Genomic DNA, 19,935 nt, shown 5'->3' on the forward strand with positions numbered 1-19,935 from the left:
CCGACTATCAAAACCGATCGTGGGTGTTGAAAAAGTCCTACTGAAGGCTGCCGATCGTCTGTCGAAATCGCCTTTTTAGATTATGCGAGAGGTTTGCTTATCCGGTTCCACCTGAGACATCAGGAGCCACCTTGGGGTCGGGATCCTGTGCCTTGCCGGTTGCGGGTGCCGCTTTCTGGCTCGGCATAGCGGTGAGATAAGCAACGATCGCGTCAACGTCCTTCTCGGCCACCGGCGCCTTGTACACCTCACGCATCTTGGTGACGGTCGCCTTCCACTGGTCCGCCGACAGCGCAGGCTGAGTTAGCGCCATGCTGGCCGAGTGGCACGAAGTGCAGTTGGCGTTGATGACGTCGGCGTGCGGACCATCGGGGTAGGTAGCGTCATCGACCGGCAGGTCGACGCTGGTCGAGGCGAGCGAAAAGCCGCGGGCTGAGACGCTGGTGGGCGGTGCCGGCTCGGATGTCTCGGAGATCGGGGCAGGCGCCTTGCGGCTGCTCGGCGCCCCGATCGAGACGAGGATAATGCCGGTCAGGCCGATCAGGCCAGCGGCCATGATGCCGGGAGACGGGGTCTTCATGCTACTCGCTCCTCAGGCCGCGATGATGGTGGTGGTCTCGATATTGCCGCGCATGAACCCGCCCGGGTTCCAGATCGGCTTCATCGGCTGGGCGACACCGTTGGTGTTCCAGCAGCGCACCATGATCGGGTTGGCACCGCGTCGCAGCGGCACGCGACCATCCCACCGACGGAAGCTGTACCTGCCCTCGTCCGCTCCGAGCGTCGTCCTGTACCAGGTGCGGCCTCCGTCCGACGATACATCGACCTTGGCGACGCCGCAGTCGCCGCCCATCGCGATGCCGCCGACCGGGATCGATGCCTCATAGGCTATCGTCTGGCCATCGGGCAGGCTGGTCATCCAGCTGCGCGGGATCATGCGGTTGATGGGGACAGTCGGGAAGTCTCTGGCGCCGGGCGCGACATTCGCGCCCGGCGTCGCGGGGATCTTGTAGGCCTTGGCCATCCAATACTGGTCGTCGGGGCCGGGCAGTACCTCGATCGAGTTCAGCATCTTGACCCAATAGGTCGAGTACCAGCCCGGCACGATCAGCCGGCAGGGAAAGCCATTGAGGAGCGGCAGCTGCTCGCCGTTCATGCCGAAGGCGATCATCACTTCGCCGTCGCGGGCATGGTCGATGTCGAGCGCCTTCTCAAAGTCAGGGGCGCCCGCCACGACCGGTTGATCGAGCGCACCGAAGCGCACCTGCACCGCGCCTGTCTTGACCCCGGCGAGGTCGAGCACGTCGCGCAGGCGCACACCGAGCCATTTGGCATTGCCCATCGCGCCGTTGCCCCATTGCGCGCCGGCAACACGTGGCTGGAACAGCCCACGGCTGTTTCCCGAGCATTGGTTGACCGCCGCCATCTCGACCCGCGGCAGGCGCAGCAGCTGGGCGAGGCTGATCGACAGCGGCCGGTTGACGTGGCCGAAGACGTTGAGGCGGAAAGTCTCGACATCGATCGAGGTCGGGATATCGGCCCAGTGCCAGCGGACGAAGAACTGGTCGTTGGGCGTGAACACCGACTTGTCGAACACGTCCATCGGCGTTTCCAGCAAAGGCGGATGGACACGCTGGAGGATCATGCTGCCCTTGCCGGGAAAGGCGCTGGTCATCGGCCGTTCGGCATTGCCGCCAGGCAGCTTCAGGTCGACGAGCTGCTGTGCCAGCGCAGGTGCTGCGGCAAGGCCGGCGCTGCCGAGCGCGGCATGCCTGAGAAAGCGGCGACGGCTGGTCTCACTCGCCAGCCCGGCGTCGAAATTGTCCATGACAAGGCTCTCCTGTGGCCAGCCACGCTGGCGGATCGAAGGGGCGTTCTGCAAGTGATCGAACCGACTGATCCGATCACCACGGCGGATCAGTTCGGGGTGGCGATGCAGGGCGAGACGAACAGGTTGCCCCGCCATGCGCCAGCCAGCGTCTTGGCACCGACCAGCAGCCACATCGCCGCAAGCGCGACTGTCAGCACCGTGCCAGCTATGCCGAAGAAGCCGAGGTTCAGCGTCGTGCCGAGGCGGAAGGTGGCGACGGTGTAGACGCCGAGCGGAAAGGTATAGCCCCACCAGCCCAGGTTGAACGGCACACCAGCGCGCCAGTAGCGGATGGTGATAAGCGTCGCGAGCGCCAGCCACCACAGGCCGAAACCCCACAGGCAGAGCCCGGCGACAACGCCGATCCCCTGCGCGACGGTGCCGACGCCGGCTAGCCCGTGCGCGGTGAGGATCGCCGGCGCATCCGCGCCGAGCACCAGCATGCCCAGAGCACCCGTGCCGATCGGCCCCAGCGCCAGCCAGGAGGATGCCGCCATGCTTTCATGCGGCAACTTGTGGAGTGCCATGCGCAGGATGAGGATGGCGAGGATGCCAAACGCGACCGGCACTGAATAGGCCCACAGCACATAGGAGGTCGCAAGCGTGACTAGCTGCGCGTGGGGATCGGCCAGATGCGGCGCGAGCAGCCCGCCGCTGGCACCCGCCACTTCGGCAGCGACGACCGGCAGCAGCCATACCGCGGTCATGCCGTCCAGGCTATGCTCGTGGCGGGTGAACATCAGGTACGGGATCAGCACGCCGCAGGCGAGCGACATGGCGACGTCGATCCACCACAAGACCTGCGCGACCGGTACGATGCCATTCCCGAACCGCGCGATGCCGAAGGCGAGGCAGCCGTTGATGATTGTCGCCAGCCCCATCGGGATGGTCCCGATGAACATTGACACGGTGTTGTGCCCGAAGATGCGCCGCGCCTCATGCCCGAACATCACCCAGCGCGCGCCATAGAGGCCGGCGAACAGCGCGAAGAGTGCGATGTTGAAGAACCACAACACCTCGCCGAATGGCTTCAGCGAGGGTCCAATGCCGGGTACCTGCGGCAGTGCGAGCGCGAGGATGCCCGTGCCCATCGTCGCGGCGAACCAGTTGGGCGTGAACTGGCGGATCATCTCGCGGGGGTGATCGAGCCGGCTGAGCGGCTTGAGGCCGCTCAGAACGGAGTGCGTGTCGGCAGTCATGCGACCTGCTCCTTGATGAGGTCCGTCAGCGCGTCGGCCGCGCGGGTGCGATAGCGTTCCTTGTGGCGCAGCGCGTGAAAGGCGCGGTCGGGCAGCCCGAGCGGCAGCTCGACAAGGTCACCGGCCTTGAGCGCACGAGCTACGACCAATCGCGACAAGACGGCAACGCCGGCACCGGCCTCGACCGCGGTACGCACCGCCTCGTTGGACGGCAGCGTCATCGCTATCGTCAGCTGGGCCGGATCAAACCCGCGCGTTCGCAGCACGTCCTCGAAGGTCGAGCGCGTACCGGATCCCAGCTCACGGACGATCCAGCGTTCAGTGCGCAGCCAGGCCTCGTCGACACGTTCGGCGTCCTCGCGGCCGACCAGCACCATCGGATCACGCCCGACAGTCCAGTGGGCGAGTGCCGGTTCGTCCACCTCGCCCTCGACAAAGCCGAGTTCCGCCGCGCCGCTCAGGACCTGCGCTGCCGCACCTTCGGTGTTGTCGATCGCGAGCTCAACCGCGATCTGCGGGTGGCGTTCGTGGAAGGCGGCGAGCTTTGCCGGCAACCAGTAGCTCGCGATCGTCTGGCTGGCGACGATCCGCAATGAACCACGGGCAAGCCCGGCATAGTCCGCCAGCATCGTCTCGGCATGCGCTGCCCGCCCCAGCACCGCGCGCGCTTCCTCCAGAAAGCCGCGGCCTGCTTCGGTCAGCTGGATGCCACGCCCGACGCGGTGAAACAGAGGAACCCCGTAGCGCGCTTCGAGGGCAGCAATCGCGCCGGAGGCAGCAGACTGCGTGACGTTCAGCACCTCCGCTGCCTTGGTGACGTGTTCGCGCTCCGCGACACCGACGAATATTCTGAGCTGCTCCAGGGTCATGCAGCTTATATCGCGCAATCTGATCGATACGACCAACCGTTTGATCTGCTCATTCCAATCTGGATATCGGAACGATCGGCAGCCTTTCGTCTGTGATGGTCTTGAAGACTTGAAGCGATCCGCGCGCTTGCGGCGTTTGTTCGTCCATGACCGATATGATCGAGCGCAAATCCGATCCCTACAACGCCGAGCCGACGCCCAGTGCGTTGATCGAGCGGTTCCTGACGCCGCAGGCGCTGTTCTACGTGCGCAGCCACGGGCCAGTGCCGGATCTGCCCGCCAATCATCGGATCGAGGTGAGCGGGACGGGCATGGCGAGCCGCTCTTTCTCGGTAGAGGAACTGAAAGCTACGTTTTCCACGCACTCGGTGACAGCCGTGCTCCAATGCGCGGGTAACCGGCGCACGGACCTCCAGCAGGTCGGCAAGACGTCGGGCGATCCTTGGGATGTCGGCGCGATTGGCAATGCGGAGTGGACCGGCGTACGCCTGGCCGATGTGCTCGATGCAGTTGGCGCGCCTGATGCGTCCAACCTGTTCGTGGCGTTCACCGGCGCCGACGAGGTGGACGTGGAGGGCGAAGAAGCCTTGTTCGGGGTCTCGATCGCCATGGACAAGGCGCGGCAACCCGACGTCCTCATTGCCTGGGCGATGAACGGCGAGCCGCTGACGCCCGAACATGGCGCCCCGCTCCGCATGGTGGTGCCGGGCTATGCAGGCGTGCGCAGCGCCAAATGGCTGACACGGATCGAGGTGCGAGACACGCCTTCCGACGCACCGATCCAGGCGCACGACTACAAGCTGTTTCCCGCCGATGTGACGAGCGACACCGTCGACTGGAGCCAGGGTCTGACGATCAACGCCATGCCGCTCAACGCCGCGATCTGCGTGCCCGGCTCTGGCGAAAGCCTGCCGGCCGGGGAGGTGCGGATCGAGGGCTATGCCATCGCCTATGATCGCCGCGTCTCTCGGGTCGAAGTGTCGGTAAACGGTGGTCGCGAGTGGCAACAGGCGACGTTCGCCGATGATCCGGAGACGCACTGGGGTTGGCGGCGCTGGACCCTCGACGCCACGCTTGCCAAAGGTCGCCAGCACCTTGTCGTGCGCGCCTTCGACGGGGCTGGACAGGGACAGCCCGAACGGCCGGACACGATGTGGAACTTCGCCGGATATCTGTGCACCGCCTGGCATCACGTCCACGTGCTGGTCGAATGATCGAAGCGTCAGCGGCATCGGACATCGGCTTCTGGATCGATGCGATCGGGCGGCTGGTGGTGGCGACCGCGGCCGGGATGGTGCTCGGCTGGGAACGCTCGCGCGAGAACCGGCAGATCATGGGCTTGCGAACGCTGGGTCTGGTCGGTCTGGCGAGCTGCATCGCCGTGCAGGCGGTCGTGCATAGTGGCCTGCCAAATGTAAACGCCGACGCCGCAGGGCGGGCGATGCAGGGCATTCTGACAGGCGTCGGTTTCATCGGTGCCGGCGCGGTGCTGCGGGTCGGCCAGGGTCAGGAAGTGCATGGATTGGCGACCGCCGCGTGCATCTGGGTGACGGCCACGATCGGCGCGGCAGCGGGGTTGGCAGTGTGGCCGCTCATCATCGGCGGGGTGAGCCTTGCAATGCTCGTCCTGTTCGTCGGTGCGCCGCTGGAACGCCGCATCCGCGAGCGGGCTCGCCGGACGCCGGCCGAGGCCGACAGGAAGGACGTCGAGCGCAAGCCGTGATCCCGCTGGATCGCCCGGTGCCTGTCGGCGTCGGGAAGCGGCAAGGTGCAATCAGGACACCAGCGCCGCATCGGCCTGGCGCCGGACCTCGTCGGCGATCGGATGCAACTCGGCCGCGGGTCGCTCGCCCACCACACTATAGCCGATCCCATCAACCGCCCATGTGACCCGGCCCATGGTCCCGCTGGACGTGCTGGTCATGCTCGCGGTCTTGTCGATCTGCATAGGCCTCGTCAGCACCGCGAGTTTCGACGCTTGCGGTCCGTCGTAGAGGAGCAGTGCCGCAGGGCCGTGAGGCGTCGCGACCAATCGCCCCCCGCCATAGCGATAGCCGGCTGTGCTGAGGTCCGGGATGGTGACGCGCTCACCCAGTCGGGCGGAGGTCCACCGGATCAGCATGGCGCGCTGGTCGGGGCCGATTTCCGCCGGTCGTATCCGGTCGGCGGCATAGACACGGAAATTGTCACTCGCCTCGTTGGCCAGCGCCGCGATGCCCGCGCGGGGTTCACCGCTCCACCGCGCGCTCGACCAGCCCCCGCCAAACCCCAACGCCAGCAGAAGTGACGCGGCAATGGCGAGTTGCCAACGCGGTTGCCTTTGCCGTCCCCTGATCGCTGCCACGCGCATCGTCGCCGGAATGGGTTCGTCCGCGATCGTGGTGAACAGGGATGCAAGGGCTCGCGCCTGCTCCGCCTGCTCCCGCAAACGGGCATGCAGATCCGGCTGGCCTTTAAGGTAGGCGTCAACCAGGCGCTGCCGCTCGGGCGACAACCTGCCATCGATCCATGCGGCCAGATCGTCCTCGCCGATCGGGCTGGTCATTGCACGCTCCTCAATCGCGGCCGTTCACCCTCCCGGAGGAGTGTCGCCAGACGGTCGCGCCCCCGCGATATGCGCGACATCACCGTGCCCAGCGGCACGCCGACGACGGCAGCGACCTCCGCATAGGGCAGACCCTCGACCGATACGAGGAGCAGCACCGTTCGCTGCTCTTCAGGCAACGCATCAAGCGCGCGCAGCAGGTCGCGGTGGTGCAGGCCTGTGTCCTGATCGGCCGGACGGCCGAGCGCGGCGTCATCCACGAGGTGGAGCGGAACCGCCGTGCCTCGCCGGCTACGCTGCCGCTGATGGTCGACCAACAGATTGTGCAGGATCGCGTAGACCCATGGGCGAACCTCCACCCCGCGCCGCTGTCGCCATCGCCCGACCGCGCGCTCGAGGCAATCCTGCACCACGTCGTCCGCCATCGCCCGATCGCGCAGCCACGACCGGGCATAGCGGCGCAGGCCGGGGATCAGGGGTTCGATCGCGGCGGCAAGAGGGTCCATTTCAGTCGCGCTGCACCTGCACGATGCGTCCAGGCGCGCCGTTCACCACCTCCGCCACCGCCAGAAAGCGGCGGGGCGTCGCGGTGCTGCCCTGAACGATCTGCCGGATCGGACCCGATGCGTTGACGATCGCCGCACCTGCCGGGTTGCTCATGAAGTTCGCAAGCGGCTCTAACGCACCACTGCCGTCCGCATTGGCGGTCAGCACGAGCATGTAAGGCTTTTTGGGCTGCAAACCGGTAACGGCACTTTGCACGACCTGAATGATGCCCTGGTCGAAGAGGGTGATGCTGCTTGCTGTACCTTTGCCGCCGATCGGCCCCATGGTCAGATGCAACGCCTTGCCGGCCGTGCCGAGCGGCTGGAGATTGTCGGTGCCGGGGCCTGTCGGAACTGCGTTCGACACATAGGCGATCGCCTGCGGTGCCTGTCCGACCGGCACGGTGGCAACGACCGTGTTGCCAGCGGTGTCGATCGCGGCGAGCTCATCGGCATTCTCCAGCCCGACGTAGATGCGCCGGCCGTCGCCCGATGGCCAGACACCGTGCGGCATCTTGCCGACCGGGATGGTGGCGACGGGCGCGAAGTCGGATGTGCGGAACACCTTCACCGCATTCTCTCCGCCGACCGTCACATAGGCGAACTGCCCCTTGGCCGTGCGGGCGAAGTTGACATGGTTGGTGATCGGCCCGGTATCCAGCACCTTCAGGATCGCGAAGGGTGGTCTCGCATCGAATGCGACCGTCTTGCCGATGTCCTTCAGCGTGAACCACACCTGCTTGCCGTCCGGCGTCGCGGCAATATTGGGACAGAACGGGCTTGGCTGTGCCACCTGTCCGACCTGCGCGTGGGTCGCGACATCGAACACGGCCAGCACCGGATTGAACGACGAACAGACATAGCCGTACCGGCCATCGGGAGAGAAGATCGTCATGCCCGGACCACCGGGCGTCTTGATGCGCCCCGTCTCCTTGTACGTCGTAGGGTCGAGCACGGCGATATAGTCCTCGCCGCGTACCGTAACCCACACCTCCTTGCCGTTTGGCGTGAAGAACGCCTCGTGCGGACTGCGCCCGACATAGGTCGTGTGCTTGACGGTGTTGGTGGCGGTGTCGATCCACGACACGGCGTTCGATCCGATCGACACGACCGCCAAGGTCTTCCCGTCCGGCGAGAAGCCGAGGCCGTGGACCAGCACCTGTCCCTTGTAGAGCGGCGAAAAGTTCATCGGCTGGGGATCGCCCAGCTTGATGACGCCGAGCAGCCGGTTGTCGGCCGGGTCCGTCACCGACACCGTGTTGGAGAATTGTTCGGACGCATAGACGCGGTCGCGGTGGCTGACGGGTACGTCCCTGGCGTTCCATGGCGCCTGCTGGGCCATGGCGATCCCCGGTGCGGCGCTCATCAGCAAGGCGGCCGAGCGCAGGATGGTCCGGATCATGTCAGTGCTCCATATGGCTGTGGTGGTCGCCGCCCTGCGTCGGGGCTGGCGTCGAAGGGGGTAGCGGCTGACCGATCGCCAGCTTCATGGCGGCGATCTCCTGCTGCTGATCAATGATGATCTCCTGCGCGATGCGCTTGAGCTGCTCGTTGTGGCCGTAGCGAAGCTCCGCCACCGCCATATCGATGGCACCCTGATGATGCGGAAGCATCATCGTGACGAAGTCGCGGTCGACGTCGCCGGACGGCTTGACCATCATGCCCGCCATCATCCGGTCCATCGCGGCAGCCACCATGCTGGCGTAACCACCGGCAGGGGCGGCCGCGACTGCGCCTGTGAGCAGGGCCGAAGCAGTCAGACCGAGCATCCAATATCGTCTACGCATAAGCCTCCGGCGCATCAGTCCTGAAAGCATAGACGACGCTCGTCCGGGTTTATTCCATGGGTGAGCCGGTTATCAGCCTTCCCGATTGGGAACCTCCAACGGGACGACCGTCACCGGCAGAAAAATCCGCTGTATCCCCGCCGGGGCTTTCCCAAAATATGTTCCCGAAATATGAGTCCCGAAATTCGCTGTTTGAGATGGGATAACGGGACTCATGCTGGTTGGTTATGCGCGTGTCTCGACCTCCGATCAGGACCTGACGCTACAAACCGATGCGCTGACCAAGGCAGGGTGCGAAAAGCTGTTCACCGACAAGGTGAGCGGTGCGAAGCTGAACCGTCCCGGTCTGACCGAAGCTCTCAATTTCGTGCGGGCCGGTGACACGTTGGTGATATGGAAGCTCGATCGCCTTGGCCGTTCGATCGGGGGCCTGATCGAACTGGCGGCCGACCTGTCCGCTCGCAAGATTGATTTCCGATCGCTGACGGACGGGTTCGACACGGCCACCCCATCGGGCCGGCTGCTGTTCCACATTCTCGCCTCGGTCGCGGAGATGGAGCGCGAACTGATAAAGGAACGGACGATTGCCGGTTTGGCAGCGGCACGGGCAAAGGGCGGCACGGGTGGAGGCCGCAAGTCCGTAATGACGCCCGACATGCTCGACACCGCCCGCAAGCTGCTCAAGGCCGGCGACAAACCAGCGAAGGTCGCAAAGCTGCTACAGGTCGGCCGTTCCACCTTCTATCGCCATTTCCCTGCGGCCGAACGCGAACCCGGCTAATCGGTGTCAGAAGATTGTCGCGTAGTAGGATTGCTCGAACCGGCCCCGGCTGATCCGAGCCATGTGGTCAATCCGCTCCGGGGGCGGGCGGCGGGTCCGTGCCGGTCGTGCGTCAGGACGGGCCAATAGCACGAGATTGGCAATGACCGCGCCCAACAGAAACTCTTCCTCGGCACCGCGCAGGCCGCGAAGGTGCAAACGGGTCAGCCCTCGCTTGCCTTTGGCATCGGCAAACACCCGCTCGACACCCCGGCGTAGCCGCATCGACCGCTTGAATAGCGGCGTTTGCATCTCGCCGCGCACCAGCTCACGCACGTCCTCATGTTCGCTGTGCGTGACCGACCTGTTGCTGCCTGCGGTGCATTTCCGTTTGAGGTGACAGGCGCGGCAATCGGCAGGACTGGCGCTGTATCGGAGAAAGCCCGCCCGACGATCGGCACCGCGAAAGGGCAGTATCTTCCCAGCGGGGCAGACATAGCGGTCCTGCTCCCGCTCATAGCGGAAGGCTTCGCGGGGGAATTTACCCTTGGTCTGTTCGGATCGTTCCAGCACCGGGATATGCGGGATGGTGCCGCGATCGGTGACGAACGCCAGAAACGCGGCGCTGCCATCGGCGGTGTCGGCCGCGACACGCTTTGGCCGGTAGCCGAACCGATCGTCGGCCCGTGCCAGCATGGTCCGCCCCGCATCGACTTCCGCCGCGAAGCGGGCGGGACTGGCCTCCACGTCAATCGCCACCCCTCCCGGCGTGTCGATCAGGACATTGAAGGCATAGCCGAACCGGCCCCGCGCCGTGCGCGCTGACCATGCCGACGCCGGATCGGTGCGTGACACCTCGGCCGGCTTTCCACGCGGTACGCCATGTTCCTGCGGTGGAGCATTGGCCTGATCCGCCAGCCATTCACAAACCGGGCGGGAAAGCCGGGGCGCGGCCATGTCGGCGTCCCGCATCTTGCGCTGCCAACTTGCATCGGCCGCGACGAACGAAGCGTCGACTGCGGCATCCTTGTGGACGATCATTCCCGCGTTGGCGCTGCGCCGCACGGTCTGCTCGAACAGGATGCGGAAGATGCCGGCATCGCGAAAGCGGCCATGCCGGTTCTTGCTGAACGTCGAGTGGTGCGGCACGGGCGCATCGGGCGGCAATCGGCAGAACCAGCGATAGGCGAGGTTGAAGCGGACTTCCTCGCACAGCCGGCGCTCCGACGTGATGCCATACAGGCGAGCGATCAGCGCCATGCGGACCAGCAATTCGGGCGCGATCGAGGGACGCCCACGGCGGCTGTAGTGCGGCGCGAGCGCATCGCGCAGTTCACCCAGGTCGATCAGCCCGTCTATCCTGCGTAGGATGTGATCGGCGGGGATCATTACTCCCAGCGCCCGCCAACTTGCGCCCTTGCCGCCTCGCTGTTGCTCACCCATCATGGCCGCTGCTCCTGATGTGTCGAAGCCGGGAACCCGTTAGGAACGCGATCGGATCACCCCGCCTTTTTCAACAGCCCCGGCCGTTTTACGAACAGTTTGAGCCTGATGTCGCGGGTGAGCTCGCCGATCGTTGCCCGAAAATGGCTGCTCGTTCACGGATCCGACAGACGGGAACCATGCCGCAGCCCAAGGCGTTGAGCGCCTTGGGCGAGGTCCTTACGACGGGGACGTCCGATTAGATGGGGGAAACGACATGCGCGCACTATGCTGGCACGGTAAGGGCGATGTCCGTGTCGACACCGTCGCGGATCCCGAGATCAAGCACCCGCGCGATGCGATCATCAAAGTAACCGCCTGCGCGATCTGCGGGTCGGACCTTCACCTGCTGGATGGCTACCAGCCCACCATGGAGGCCGGCGACATCCTCGGCCACGAGAACATGGGCGAGGTCGTGGCGCTCGGGTCCGAGGTCACCAACCTCAAGATCGGGGACCGGGTGGTGGTGCCGTTCACGATCAGCTGCGGCGATTGCTGGTTCTGCAAGAAGGGTCTGTTTGCGGCCTGCGATCGGACCAATCCGAACGCCGAGATGGCCGCCAAGGCGATGGGCCATTCGCCCGCCGGGCTGTTCGGCTTCAGCCACATGCTGGGCGGCTACTGCGGCGGTCAGGCGGAGTATCTCCGCGTGCCGATGGCGGATGTCGGTCCGATCAAGATTCCCGACAACGTTACCGACGAGCAGGCCCTCTTCCTATCGGATATCTTCCCGACCGGCTACATGGCCGCCGAGAATGCGCAGATCGAGCATGGCGACACCGTCGCGATCTGGGGCTGCGGTCCGGTCGGCCAGTTCGCCATCCGCTCCGCGCTGATGATGGGCGCCGGCCGCGTGATCGCGATCGACGAGGTGCCCGAGCGACTCGCCATGGCGGAGGCCGGTGGCGCTGAGACGATTAACTTCGCCGAAACCGATGTCTATGACGAGCTGCAGGCGCGAACCAAGGGCCGGGGCCCCGACAGCTGCATCGATGCTGTCGGCTGCGAGGCGGCCGCGCACGGGGCGGCGGACGCGGTCATGGACAAGGTGAAGGCAAGCATGATGCTCGCCACTGATCGCGTCCACGTCCTGCGGCAGGCGATCATGAGCTGCCGCAAGGGCGGCACGGTCTCCGTGCCCGGCGTCTACGTCGGGATGGGTGACAAGCTTCCGATCGGTGCAGCGATGAACAAAGGACTAACGATCAAGCTCGGCCAAACCCACGTGCAGCGCTATACTAGACCGTTGCTGGAAAAAATCGTCGCGGGCGCGATCGACCCCAGCTTCGTGATCACCCACCCGGCCAGTCTTGAAGACGCGCCAGAAATGTACGCTAAATTCCGCGACAAGGAAGAAGGTGTGATCAAGGTTGTTATGCGCCCGCACGGTTGATTGGCGGAATAACCGGAAACAGGGCGCTTATCGATGCCGATCGACACCGCCGCTTTGGAGCACGTGTAGCGGCGGTGTCGATCAGCTTGCGACCAAGTATGTCGGCAGACCTAGGGTCAGGACTCGTTGACCATAGCGAACAGCGATGGCCGACGCACCAGGAAGCGAAGCGCCACTTGGCGTGCGGTCGCGCCGTGGCTGGCCGCGATCTCCTCCAGCACGCGCCCGCCAGGGGTGCGCGGGCCGGGGAAGTCGCCTTGGCCGAACGGGCTGTCGGCGCCCGGCCGCGCGAACTTCCCATGATTTAGGCCCAGGACGCCTTCCGTGGAGCTCGAGGCGCTACCATCGGAACAAGGAGAGAAAAGATGCACAAGGCACTGTTCGTAGGCATTGAAGCCGGGCCGACCCACCAGGAAGATGCCGCTGAATTCCTCCGGGGTGCGCTGGAGCCGGTCGAGCATGAGCAGGACACGCGGCACTGGTACGCGCTGCGCTTTGGCCCCGCCGACTTCGCCATCTTCGATACCTTCCCCGGCAATGCCGGCCGGCTGAAGCATCTGTTCGGCACGGTCGGCCGGGCGCTGGTGGTGAAGACCTTCACCATCCTCAACGGATTGCCGGAGATCGAGCCGGCCGACATCCTCGCCCTCAAGGTGCCGGCGGCGGACGCCCTGCCGCGCTTGGCCCTGCATGTTCCGCTTGAAGCACGGGACGGTGCGGAGGAAGAGGTTGCCCGCTTCCTCCAAGGAGCCCGATCGGCCGTGGAGCGGGAGCCTGGCACCCTGTCGTGGTACGCTCTGCGTCTCGGAAAGACTCGGTTCGCCATCCTCGATACCTTCGCCGACGAGGCAGGGCGCGAGACGCATCTGTCGGGCGAAATCGGCACGGCGCTATCCGGAAGCGCTGCTTCGCTGTTCGCCGAGCCTCCCCAGATCCACCGCGCACAAATCTTGGCGTTCAAGATTGCATCCGCTGGTGATGAGGAGAGGACGAGCAGGAACACGTCGGTCGCGCGGCCGCTTGAGAGAGGGACAGTCTGATGGACACGAAGCAGAAGGTGCTCGTTGGAGCGGCCGTCGCCAGCACCGCGGCAGCCGGGGCCGCGTTCGCGTTCAAGTCCGCGGGCACGGATTCGAAGCTCACCAAGGCCCCTTGTCCGCCGTCAGCACCAATGGCACAGATTTGAGGTTGTGATTTAAGGAGGATCTGGGCTTCGTCGTAGTGACGAAGGAACGAAGATGAAGCCCAGATCCTCCAACGTAAAATCGCCCGCCAAGGCCTCAGCAGAGCGGGTAGTGAACCGTGGATTTGAGGGATGCACCTGAAGCCGTCTCTCGTGACCGTGCTGCGCAACCACGACTTCAAGAACGACTGGAACCCAGACATCTACGTCCGCCACCGCGACAACGAGCAGATCTTCATCCAGGCGATGGGCTATGACACCCTGATCGCCCATGCGAAGAAGCGCAATCAGGCCTTCTTCAGCGTCCTGTTCGGCGAGTAGACGCTCACCGGCTAATGACCTTACCTACGGCTTTACGGCTGCATGCACCGCCGTTGACCGTCATAAGGTCAGCGTCGGCCGGTTGGTAAGGTTCCTTGCTACTGGAACAGGGACAGGAAGTCGGCCTGGCCGGCGACCAACGCCACGCGATCGCGGACATCGGCTCGATCAAGGGAGAGGCGCCTTAGGTCGCCGCTATGCTGATGGGTGAGCGACGACCTGCGGTGGAATACCGCTGACGCTTCGCCTGAGGGTTGCTGACGTGGCCTGACGACCACGGCCGGGACGAAAGCTGCGCCACCAGCAATGGAGGAACAGACGATGACCCTTTATACTCCCATCATGGCGTTCGGCGACCGCGTGAAGACGCTCCGCAAGGAGCGGGCGATGACCCAGGAGGATCTGGCCGGACGGTCAGGCCTGGCGCTTGCGACGATCCAGCGCGCGGAGCGGGGCGAGCGGCTCTCGGCCGACACGATCGCGTCGCTAGCGGCCGCGTTCGATCTCCATGCGACCGACCTGACATCGTCGGAGCAGGCTCAGGACGATCAGCCCTATCTGCCGCTGGAGACGATCCGCAGCGGACGCCAGCTCGTTGGCCTGATCGGGCGGAGCGAATCCCTCGACTTCGGCTTCGTCGAGCTGAGCGATCTCGGCCAGGCGGAACTCGTCGAACAGCTTCAGGCATGGTGTTCGCCGCTCGGCCCGAGCCGCATTCCGGCCGGTGCCGTCGGGCAGGTGAAGCTGGAACTCGAAGCCCTGCAGCTTCTCAACGCCATGACCAAGCACGGTCTGACCGTCACCGGCGCCACCTTCACCGTCACGGCCTACGAAGTAGATGACGATTGTGGCGCCGGACAGCCCGTGCTCATGGGGCAATGCGACTACGTCTGCGCGGTGCTGCGCGTGGGTACGCGGGACGAACTCATCGACCGGGCCTATGTCATGGACGGCCTGGGCAAATGGGAGAATCCCGGCCAGGAAGTTGTCTTCCCGGCGCAGCCCGACACCCTGGAAGACTGGCTGCGCGACCTGGGAACTGCCTAGGCAGGCCGTACACGGCTGGGCGGCGAGCGCGCTCGGCGACGGTCCCGCTCAGCTGGTTGATGGAGCTGGTCGTGGAGCCGACGCCGTCGGGCTGAGCTGCGGGGTCTTGGCTGGCTCTTTCATGGAAGCGAATTGCAGCTCCCCCATGAGCCTGCTTCACCGGCAGCATGATCACCTTGCTCGCGGGTTCGAACGCCCTTCGCCATGTCGGGCTAAAAGCCTATCTGCAGGCGTCGCGCGACCATGCTATTGCGCTCTCGGATCTGACCCTCGTCGAGATGCGCAAGTCGAAGGCGCTGGCGACATCGCGCGAGTCGGTCCGGATCGCCGCGCAGTTCCCGACCCAGCTGTTCGTGCTCCGCCGCACCGACCAGATCCTCGATGAACATGTGACGTGCGAAGCAGCGACACACGCGCTGTTCGATTATGACGAAACGATACAGTTCGCGGCCTTGTGCCGGCGTCTGCAGACGCTCCCTCCGCCGCCGGGCTTAGCGGAAGAGATGGCCGAGCATGAGGCGAATGCGCGCCTGATCATGTCACGGCTCGCCGACCAAGTGGCCGAGCTGGAGCCGGGCCTCGTCAACGCCGCCCGGGATTTCACGCAGGCGGAGCTGACGCAGATCCGCACCGTGCAGCACATCGAGGATAGCACCCGCCGCAAGCTCCTCGACCTACTCAAGCAGACCACCGGCAGCTTCATCCTGCAGAACCAGGATCCGGGCCGGCGCGCACCGATGCTGCTGCGCGACGCCATGGGCCTGTTCGCCTTCCGTTACTCGCTCTGCATGCTGCTCTACTACATGGAGTGGGTCCGCGTCGGCCGGACGGTGGGAAAGAACCTGCCGCGGCGGGTCAACGATGTCGTCGACATGCAGATCGCGGCGATGGGGACCTTCTTCAACGGTGTCCTCAGCGCCGACGACAATCTGCAGATCGTGTCCAACACGGCGCGCCGGGTCCTGCGCGGGTTCGGCGCCTATGTCGGAACGGACTGGCGGCCTCCGCAGCCGCCGGACACGGACGATGGCGCATCGCCCGATGCACGCGCCGCCGATCCGCGCTAACTCTCCGTCATGCGCTTTCTCGCCAACGGCCCCTCGATCCCCGACGATCTGCTGATCGCGCGTGATGCCGGCGACGTCATCTTCTTCTGCGGGGCGGGCGTCTCGCGTCACCGCGCCGGCCTTCCCGACTTCCTCAAACTCGGCGGCGACGTCATCGACATCCTCGGCGCAGGCGAGAAGAGCCTCGCTCGCAAGCTCTTCCTGCGCATCAAGGCGCTCGATCCGATCGACGGGGTCGGCGGCCTGATCGCGACCGACCGCATCTTCAGCCTGCTCGAGCGCGAGTTCGAGCAGCGAGACGTCCAAAGGGCGGTTGCGCGGGCGATCAAGCCGGCCGACGATGCCGACGCCAGTGCGCACCGGACGCTGATCGATCTATCGCGCGGACGCGACGGCACGGTCCGGCTGGTCACCACCAACTTCGACCTTTTGTTCGAGGCCGCCGCGCCCGGCATTGCCTGCTCGGGGCCGCCGGCGCTGCCCGATCCGCGCAGCGCCGAGTTCGGCGGAATCGTCCATCTCCACGGCCGCGTAAACGGCGACTATTCCGGACCGGGGGACGAGGAGTTCATCGTTTCCAGTGCGGACTTCGGCCGCGCCTACCTGTCGGACGGCTGGGCCACACGGTTCATGCAGTCGCTGCTGGCGCGCTTCCAGATCGTCTTCGTCGGCTACGGTGCCGACGATCCGCCCGTCCAATATCTGCTCGAGGCGCTCAACCTCCACGCGGGCAACCGCAGCCGGCTGTTCGCCTTTCAGCCGGGCAGCAATGCGGACGACGCCGCGCTTTGGGAACATCGCGGCGTGCGGGCGATCCCGTTCAACAACAGCCAGAATTTCGATCCCCTGTGGGACAGTCTCGGCGCCTGGGCCGAACGCGCGCGCGACGTCGACGGCTGGTATGCCGGTCTTCTGGAGAGGGCCGCCGTGGGGCCGGCCGCGCTCGATCCGCATGTGCGCGGGCAGATCGCGCACATGCTCTCGACCCGCGAGGGCGCGCGGCGCGTCAGCATCGCCGAACCGCCGCTTCCTGCATCCTGGCTGCTAGCGCTCGATCCGCGCCAGCGCTTCGACAAGCCCGGTCCGGTCGACCCCTATGGCGAGTCGGGCGAGCGCATCGATCCGTATGAGAGCCTAGCGCTCGACTTCGACACGCCACCGCAGCCGGTCGACGAGGGCGACGACCTGCGCGACCGGCCGGTCCCAGAAGGATCGTGGAGCGCCTTCGCGCCGACCCGCTTCGATCAGGACGATGCTCAGGACGCGAGCTTCGGTGACTTCTGCGGCGATAAGGTGACGGCGACCGGCGCGCTCAGCACGCGCCTCGGCCATCTCGCGATCTGGTTCCACAGCGTCGCCCACCAGCCGATCGCGCTCTGGTGGGCGGCCGCGCGCGGCCCGCTTCACCCGCGCACCGTCGACATGATCCAGGCTTGGCTGCGGCAAGATCCCGATCGCTGGCCCGACGACATCCGGCGCGGCTGGCGCTTCCTGATCGCCAGCTGGTCCGATCGCCGGGTCGATCCGAACCACGGCTATTACGAGCTCAGCACCCGCGTCGCCCGCGACGGCTGGTCGCAATCGCTGGTGCGCGACTATGCGGCACTGTTCCGCCCGCGTCTCAAGGTGGATCGCAAGTTCGGCATTCCACACCCCCTATCGTGGACCGAAAACGATCGGCCCAATCCTCTGCTCTCCTACGACGTCGACTATCCGCATCCCTACGAGCTGCTGGAACTTCCCAACGAGCAGCTTGGCTATGCGGTCACGCGCTTTCGCGAGAACCTCGACCTCGCTCGCTCGCTCGAAGTCGAGATCTCTGGGCACGATCACGTCTATTTGGAGACGACGCGCTCCGACGACGGAGCCGCGCCGATCGCTTACGACAGCTTCGGCCTCACCGGCCCGATCGCGCTCTTCCTGCAGCTGATGGACCGGCTCGCTGGGATCGCGCCGGTCCAGGCCAGAGCCGAGATCGCGGGCTGGCCCGCCGATGACCAGCATATCTTCGGGCGACTGCGGATCTGGGCCGCGAGCAGGCCGATCACCGACGCAGCCGAGGCGGCGGACATCCTGCTCGGCTTTCCCGACGACATTTTCTGGGGCTCGGAGCATCAGCGCGATCTGCTCTATGCGATCCGCGATCGCTGGCCCGACTTCTCCGTCGAGGACCGGGCGCGCTTCGAGCGGCGGCTGCGCACCACCACCTATCCGTGGTCGGACGACACCCGCAGCGGCAAGGCCCGCCCAGAAGCGCACTATCGCCTTGACCGGCTGCACTGGTTGGCAGGCCAGGGCGTGGAATTCTCGTTCGATGTCGCGGCGGAAATGGCCGCGCTGCGGCCGCTCGCCGTGAATTGGTCGGAGCGCTCGGGCGCGGAAGCCGCAGACTCGCACGCTCCAGTCGTGCGCACCGTCAATACCGACCGCAACCCGCGCGGGCTCGAGCAGCTGCCGATCGGACAGATCCTCGATCGGGCGCGCCAGGCCGGCCAGTCCGACTTCTTCGATTTCGTCGAGCGTCGGCCGTTCACCGGCCTGGCCGAGGCAAAGCCAGCCAGGGCGTTGGCGGCGCTCGTCCACGCCGCGCGCCAGGGCGACGTTCCGGTCTCGTTCTGGTCGGCCTTCCTCTATGCCGAGAAGCGCAAGACCGATCCGGTGCGGCTCGCCCGCGCGATCGGTGGCAGGCTCGCGGCCTTGCCGCCCGCGTCGCTCAGCAGCATCGCCCATCCGGTCGCCGATTGGCTGCAGGGGCTCGGCGAGCGCCTGTTCGGCGAGCTCGCGCCGGTGCTCGACCTGCTATGGCCGCCGCTCATCGCCGCGCTGCCGCTCCGCAACGACGATCGCAAGCACAGGGTCGACAGCAGCTGGGCCAATGATGCGCTGAACGCGCCGGCGGGCAAGCTCGCCAGCCTGTTGATGAAGGACCCCGCCACCAAAGGGCGCGAGCTCGGCCAAGGCTTTCCCGAGGAATGGACCGCGCGGCTCGAGCAGCTCCTCGCCCTCCCCGGCGACATGCGGCGCCATGCCCTGGTCATGCTCGGTTTCCAGATCAACTGGTTGTTCGCCATCGCCCCCGACTGGGTTTCGGCACATCTGCTCAACGTGGTCGACGACGGGGGCGACGACGGCGACGCGCTCTGGGACGGAATCCTGTGGGCTGCACGCGCGCCGCGCCGCGCCCTCTACGAGCAGTTGAAGCCCGGACTTCTCGCGCGAGCCATGTCTCCGGTACGGCGGCGCGCGGAGGCGAACGTCATCGCCGGTTTCCTGCTGATCGGGTGGGGCGGCAACGCCGATGCCGATCCACCCGAGCAGCTCGTCACAAGCGCCGAGCTGCGCGAAATCCTGGTCGAAGGCGACGATGACCTGCGCGGCCAGGTCCTCTGGCATCTCGAACACTGGTCGGCGGACCCCGAAGGTCAGTGGCGCGCGCGCCTGGTACCGTTCCTGACCGACGTGTGGCCCAACCATCGCACCGTGCGCACACCGGCAATGTCGACCCGCCTCGTCGATCTCGCCATGGCGAGCGGCGACCTGTTCCCGGAGGTCGTGCAGGCGATCCTGCCGCGGCTGGTGGCGGTGCGCGGCGGCATGCTGCGCGGGTTCATGCTCCAGTCCGAGGCTGAGCAACATCCTGCACTGATCTACCCCGCCGCCATGCTCGATCTTCTCTGGGCGATCCTGGCCGAGGACGCGACGCTCTGGCCTTACAAGATGGAGGAAACGCTCGACGTTCTTGCCGATGCACCGGAGACCCGAGCCGATCCACGCTTGTCGGAACTGCGTCGGCGGCGCGCCGGCTGATCCCGGCTGCGGCACTATCGCGTAAGCGAGCGCAAACCGGAACCATAGAAAAACAGCTTA

18 protein-coding genes are annotated in these 19,935 nt (G+C 65.8%); 9 read left to right on the plus strand and 9 right to left on the minus strand.

Going from position 1 to position 19,935, the window contains the following annotated elements:
* Positions 1–97: 97 nt before the first annotated feature.
* From CRO12_RS15740 to CRO12_RS15755, 4 genes are all read right to left on the minus strand, one after another.
* Positions 98–580, minus strand: a complete 483-nt coding sequence (locus CRO12_RS15740) for a c-type cytochrome (protein WP_021224435.1) — start codon at positions 578–580, stop codon at positions 98–100.
* Positions 581–592: 12 nt separating this feature from the next.
* A complete protein-coding gene (locus CRO12_RS15745) occupies positions 593–1,828 on the minus strand; it encodes a molybdopterin-dependent oxidoreductase (RefSeq protein ID WP_097064885.1) in 1,236 nt (411 codons plus the stop codon).
* A gap of 89 nt (positions 1,829–1,917) precedes the next feature.
* The gene (locus tag CRO12_RS15750; protein ID WP_097064886.1) at positions 1,918–3,069 is read right to left on the minus strand and encodes a TDT family transporter; all 1,152 of its coding nucleotides are present in this window, start codon (positions 3,067–3,069) and stop codon (positions 1,918–1,920) included.
* Positions 3,066–3,938 (minus strand): LysR family transcriptional regulator, encoded by an 873-nt coding sequence (locus CRO12_RS15755; RefSeq protein WP_058733710.1) that lies wholly within the window; start codon positions 3,936–3,938, stop codon positions 3,066–3,068. Before CRO12_RS15755 ends, CRO12_RS15750 begins: the two co-directional genes overlap by 4 nt.
* Before the next feature lie 146 nt (positions 3,939–4,084).
* On the opposite strand from CRO12_RS15755, the gene CRO12_RS15760 reads away from it, so the two are divergent.
* Together CRO12_RS15760 and CRO12_RS15765 are read left to right on the plus strand one after the other, a co-directional pair.
* Entirely contained in the window at positions 4,085–5,152 is a 1,068-nt protein-coding gene (locus tag CRO12_RS15760; RefSeq protein WP_097064887.1) for a molybdopterin-dependent oxidoreductase, read from the plus strand.
* Entirely contained in the window at positions 5,149–5,661 is a 513-nt protein-coding gene (locus CRO12_RS15765) for an MgtC/SapB family protein (RefSeq protein ID WP_058733712.1), read from the plus strand. The genes CRO12_RS15760 and CRO12_RS15765 overlap by 4 nt, the downstream gene beginning before the upstream one ends.
* Positions 5,662–5,712: 51 nt before the next feature.
* Here the strand turns inward: CRO12_RS15765 and CRO12_RS15770 are convergent, their stop codons facing one another.
* Genes CRO12_RS15770 through CRO12_RS15785 form a run of 4 tightly spaced genes read right to left on the minus strand, consistent with a single transcriptional unit; the run spans position 5,713 to position 8,797 of the window.
* Positions 5,713–6,483, minus strand: coding sequence for an anti-sigma factor family protein (locus CRO12_RS15770; RefSeq protein ID WP_058733713.1), 771 nt, complete (start codon positions 6,481–6,483; stop codon positions 5,713–5,715).
* The gene (locus tag CRO12_RS15775) at positions 6,480–6,989 is read right to left on the minus strand and encodes an RNA polymerase sigma factor (RefSeq protein ID WP_088368483.1); all 510 of its coding nucleotides are present in this window, start codon (positions 6,987–6,989) and stop codon (positions 6,480–6,482) included. The genes CRO12_RS15770 and CRO12_RS15775 overlap by 4 nt, the downstream gene beginning before the upstream one ends.
* A gap of 1 nt (position 6,990) precedes the next feature.
* Positions 6,991–8,430, minus strand: a complete 1,440-nt coding sequence (locus CRO12_RS15780) for a YncE family protein (RefSeq protein WP_097064888.1) — start codon at positions 8,428–8,430, stop codon at positions 6,991–6,993.
* Between the two features lies 1 nt (position 8,431).
* On the minus strand, positions 8,432–8,797 hold the full coding sequence (locus CRO12_RS15785; RefSeq protein WP_206379054.1) for a DUF305 domain-containing protein: 366 nt from the start codon (positions 8,795–8,797) through the stop codon (positions 8,432–8,434).
* 232 nt (positions 8,798–9,029) lie between these two features.
* Between CRO12_RS15785 and CRO12_RS15790 the strand changes: the two genes are divergently transcribed.
* Positions 9,030–9,596: a recombinase family protein gene (locus CRO12_RS15790; protein WP_004212894.1), complete on the plus strand. Its 567-nt coding sequence runs from the start codon at positions 9,030–9,032 to the stop codon at positions 9,594–9,596.
* Positions 9,597–9,602: 6 nt separating this feature from the next.
* On the opposite strand, the gene CRO12_RS15795 is transcribed toward CRO12_RS15790, so the two are convergent.
* Complete coding sequence (locus CRO12_RS15795) at positions 9,603–11,021, minus strand: transposase (RefSeq protein ID WP_097064889.1); 1,419 nt, start codon at positions 11,019–11,021, stop codon at positions 9,603–9,605.
* A 253-nt stretch (positions 11,022–11,274) separates the two neighbouring features.
* Here CRO12_RS15795 and CRO12_RS15800 point away from each other — a divergent pair, with 253 nt between their 5' ends.
* From CRO12_RS15800 to CRO12_RS15830, 6 genes are all read left to right on the plus strand, one after another.
* The gene (locus tag CRO12_RS15800; RefSeq protein ID WP_035366856.1) at positions 11,275–12,450 is read left to right on the plus strand and encodes a zinc-dependent alcohol dehydrogenase; all 1,176 of its coding nucleotides are present in this window, start codon (positions 11,275–11,277) and stop codon (positions 12,448–12,450) included.
* Between the two features lie 365 nt (positions 12,451–12,815).
* Complete coding sequence (locus tag CRO12_RS15810) at positions 12,816–13,490, plus strand: putative quinol monooxygenase (RefSeq protein WP_010408781.1); 675 nt, start codon at positions 12,816–12,818, stop codon at positions 13,488–13,490.
* A 275-nt stretch (positions 13,491–13,765) separates the two neighbouring features.
* Positions 13,766–13,954 (plus strand): hypothetical protein, encoded by a 189-nt coding sequence (locus tag CRO12_RS18075; RefSeq protein ID WP_179641055.1) that lies wholly within the window; start codon positions 13,766–13,768, stop codon positions 13,952–13,954.
* 342 nt (positions 13,955–14,296) lie between these two features.
* On the plus strand, positions 14,297–15,001 hold the full coding sequence (locus CRO12_RS15820) for a helix-turn-helix domain-containing protein (protein ID WP_179641056.1): 705 nt from the start codon (positions 14,297–14,299) through the stop codon (positions 14,999–15,001).
* Between the two features lie 167 nt (positions 15,002–15,168).
* The gene (locus tag CRO12_RS15825) at positions 15,169–16,068 is read left to right on the plus strand and encodes a hypothetical protein (RefSeq protein ID WP_097064891.1); all 900 of its coding nucleotides are present in this window, start codon (positions 15,169–15,171) and stop codon (positions 16,066–16,068) included.
* Between the two features lie 9 nt (positions 16,069–16,077).
* Positions 16,078–19,875 (plus strand): SIR2 family protein, encoded by a 3,798-nt coding sequence (locus CRO12_RS15830; RefSeq protein WP_097064892.1) that lies wholly within the window; start codon positions 16,078–16,080, stop codon positions 19,873–19,875.
* Positions 19,876–19,935: the final 60 nt, after the last annotated feature.

The sequence above is a fragment of the Sphingomonas guangdongensis genome (assembly GCF_900199185.1).
Lineage (GTDB): Bacteria > Pseudomonadota > Alphaproteobacteria > Sphingomonadales > Sphingomonadaceae > Sphingomonas > Sphingomonas guangdongensis.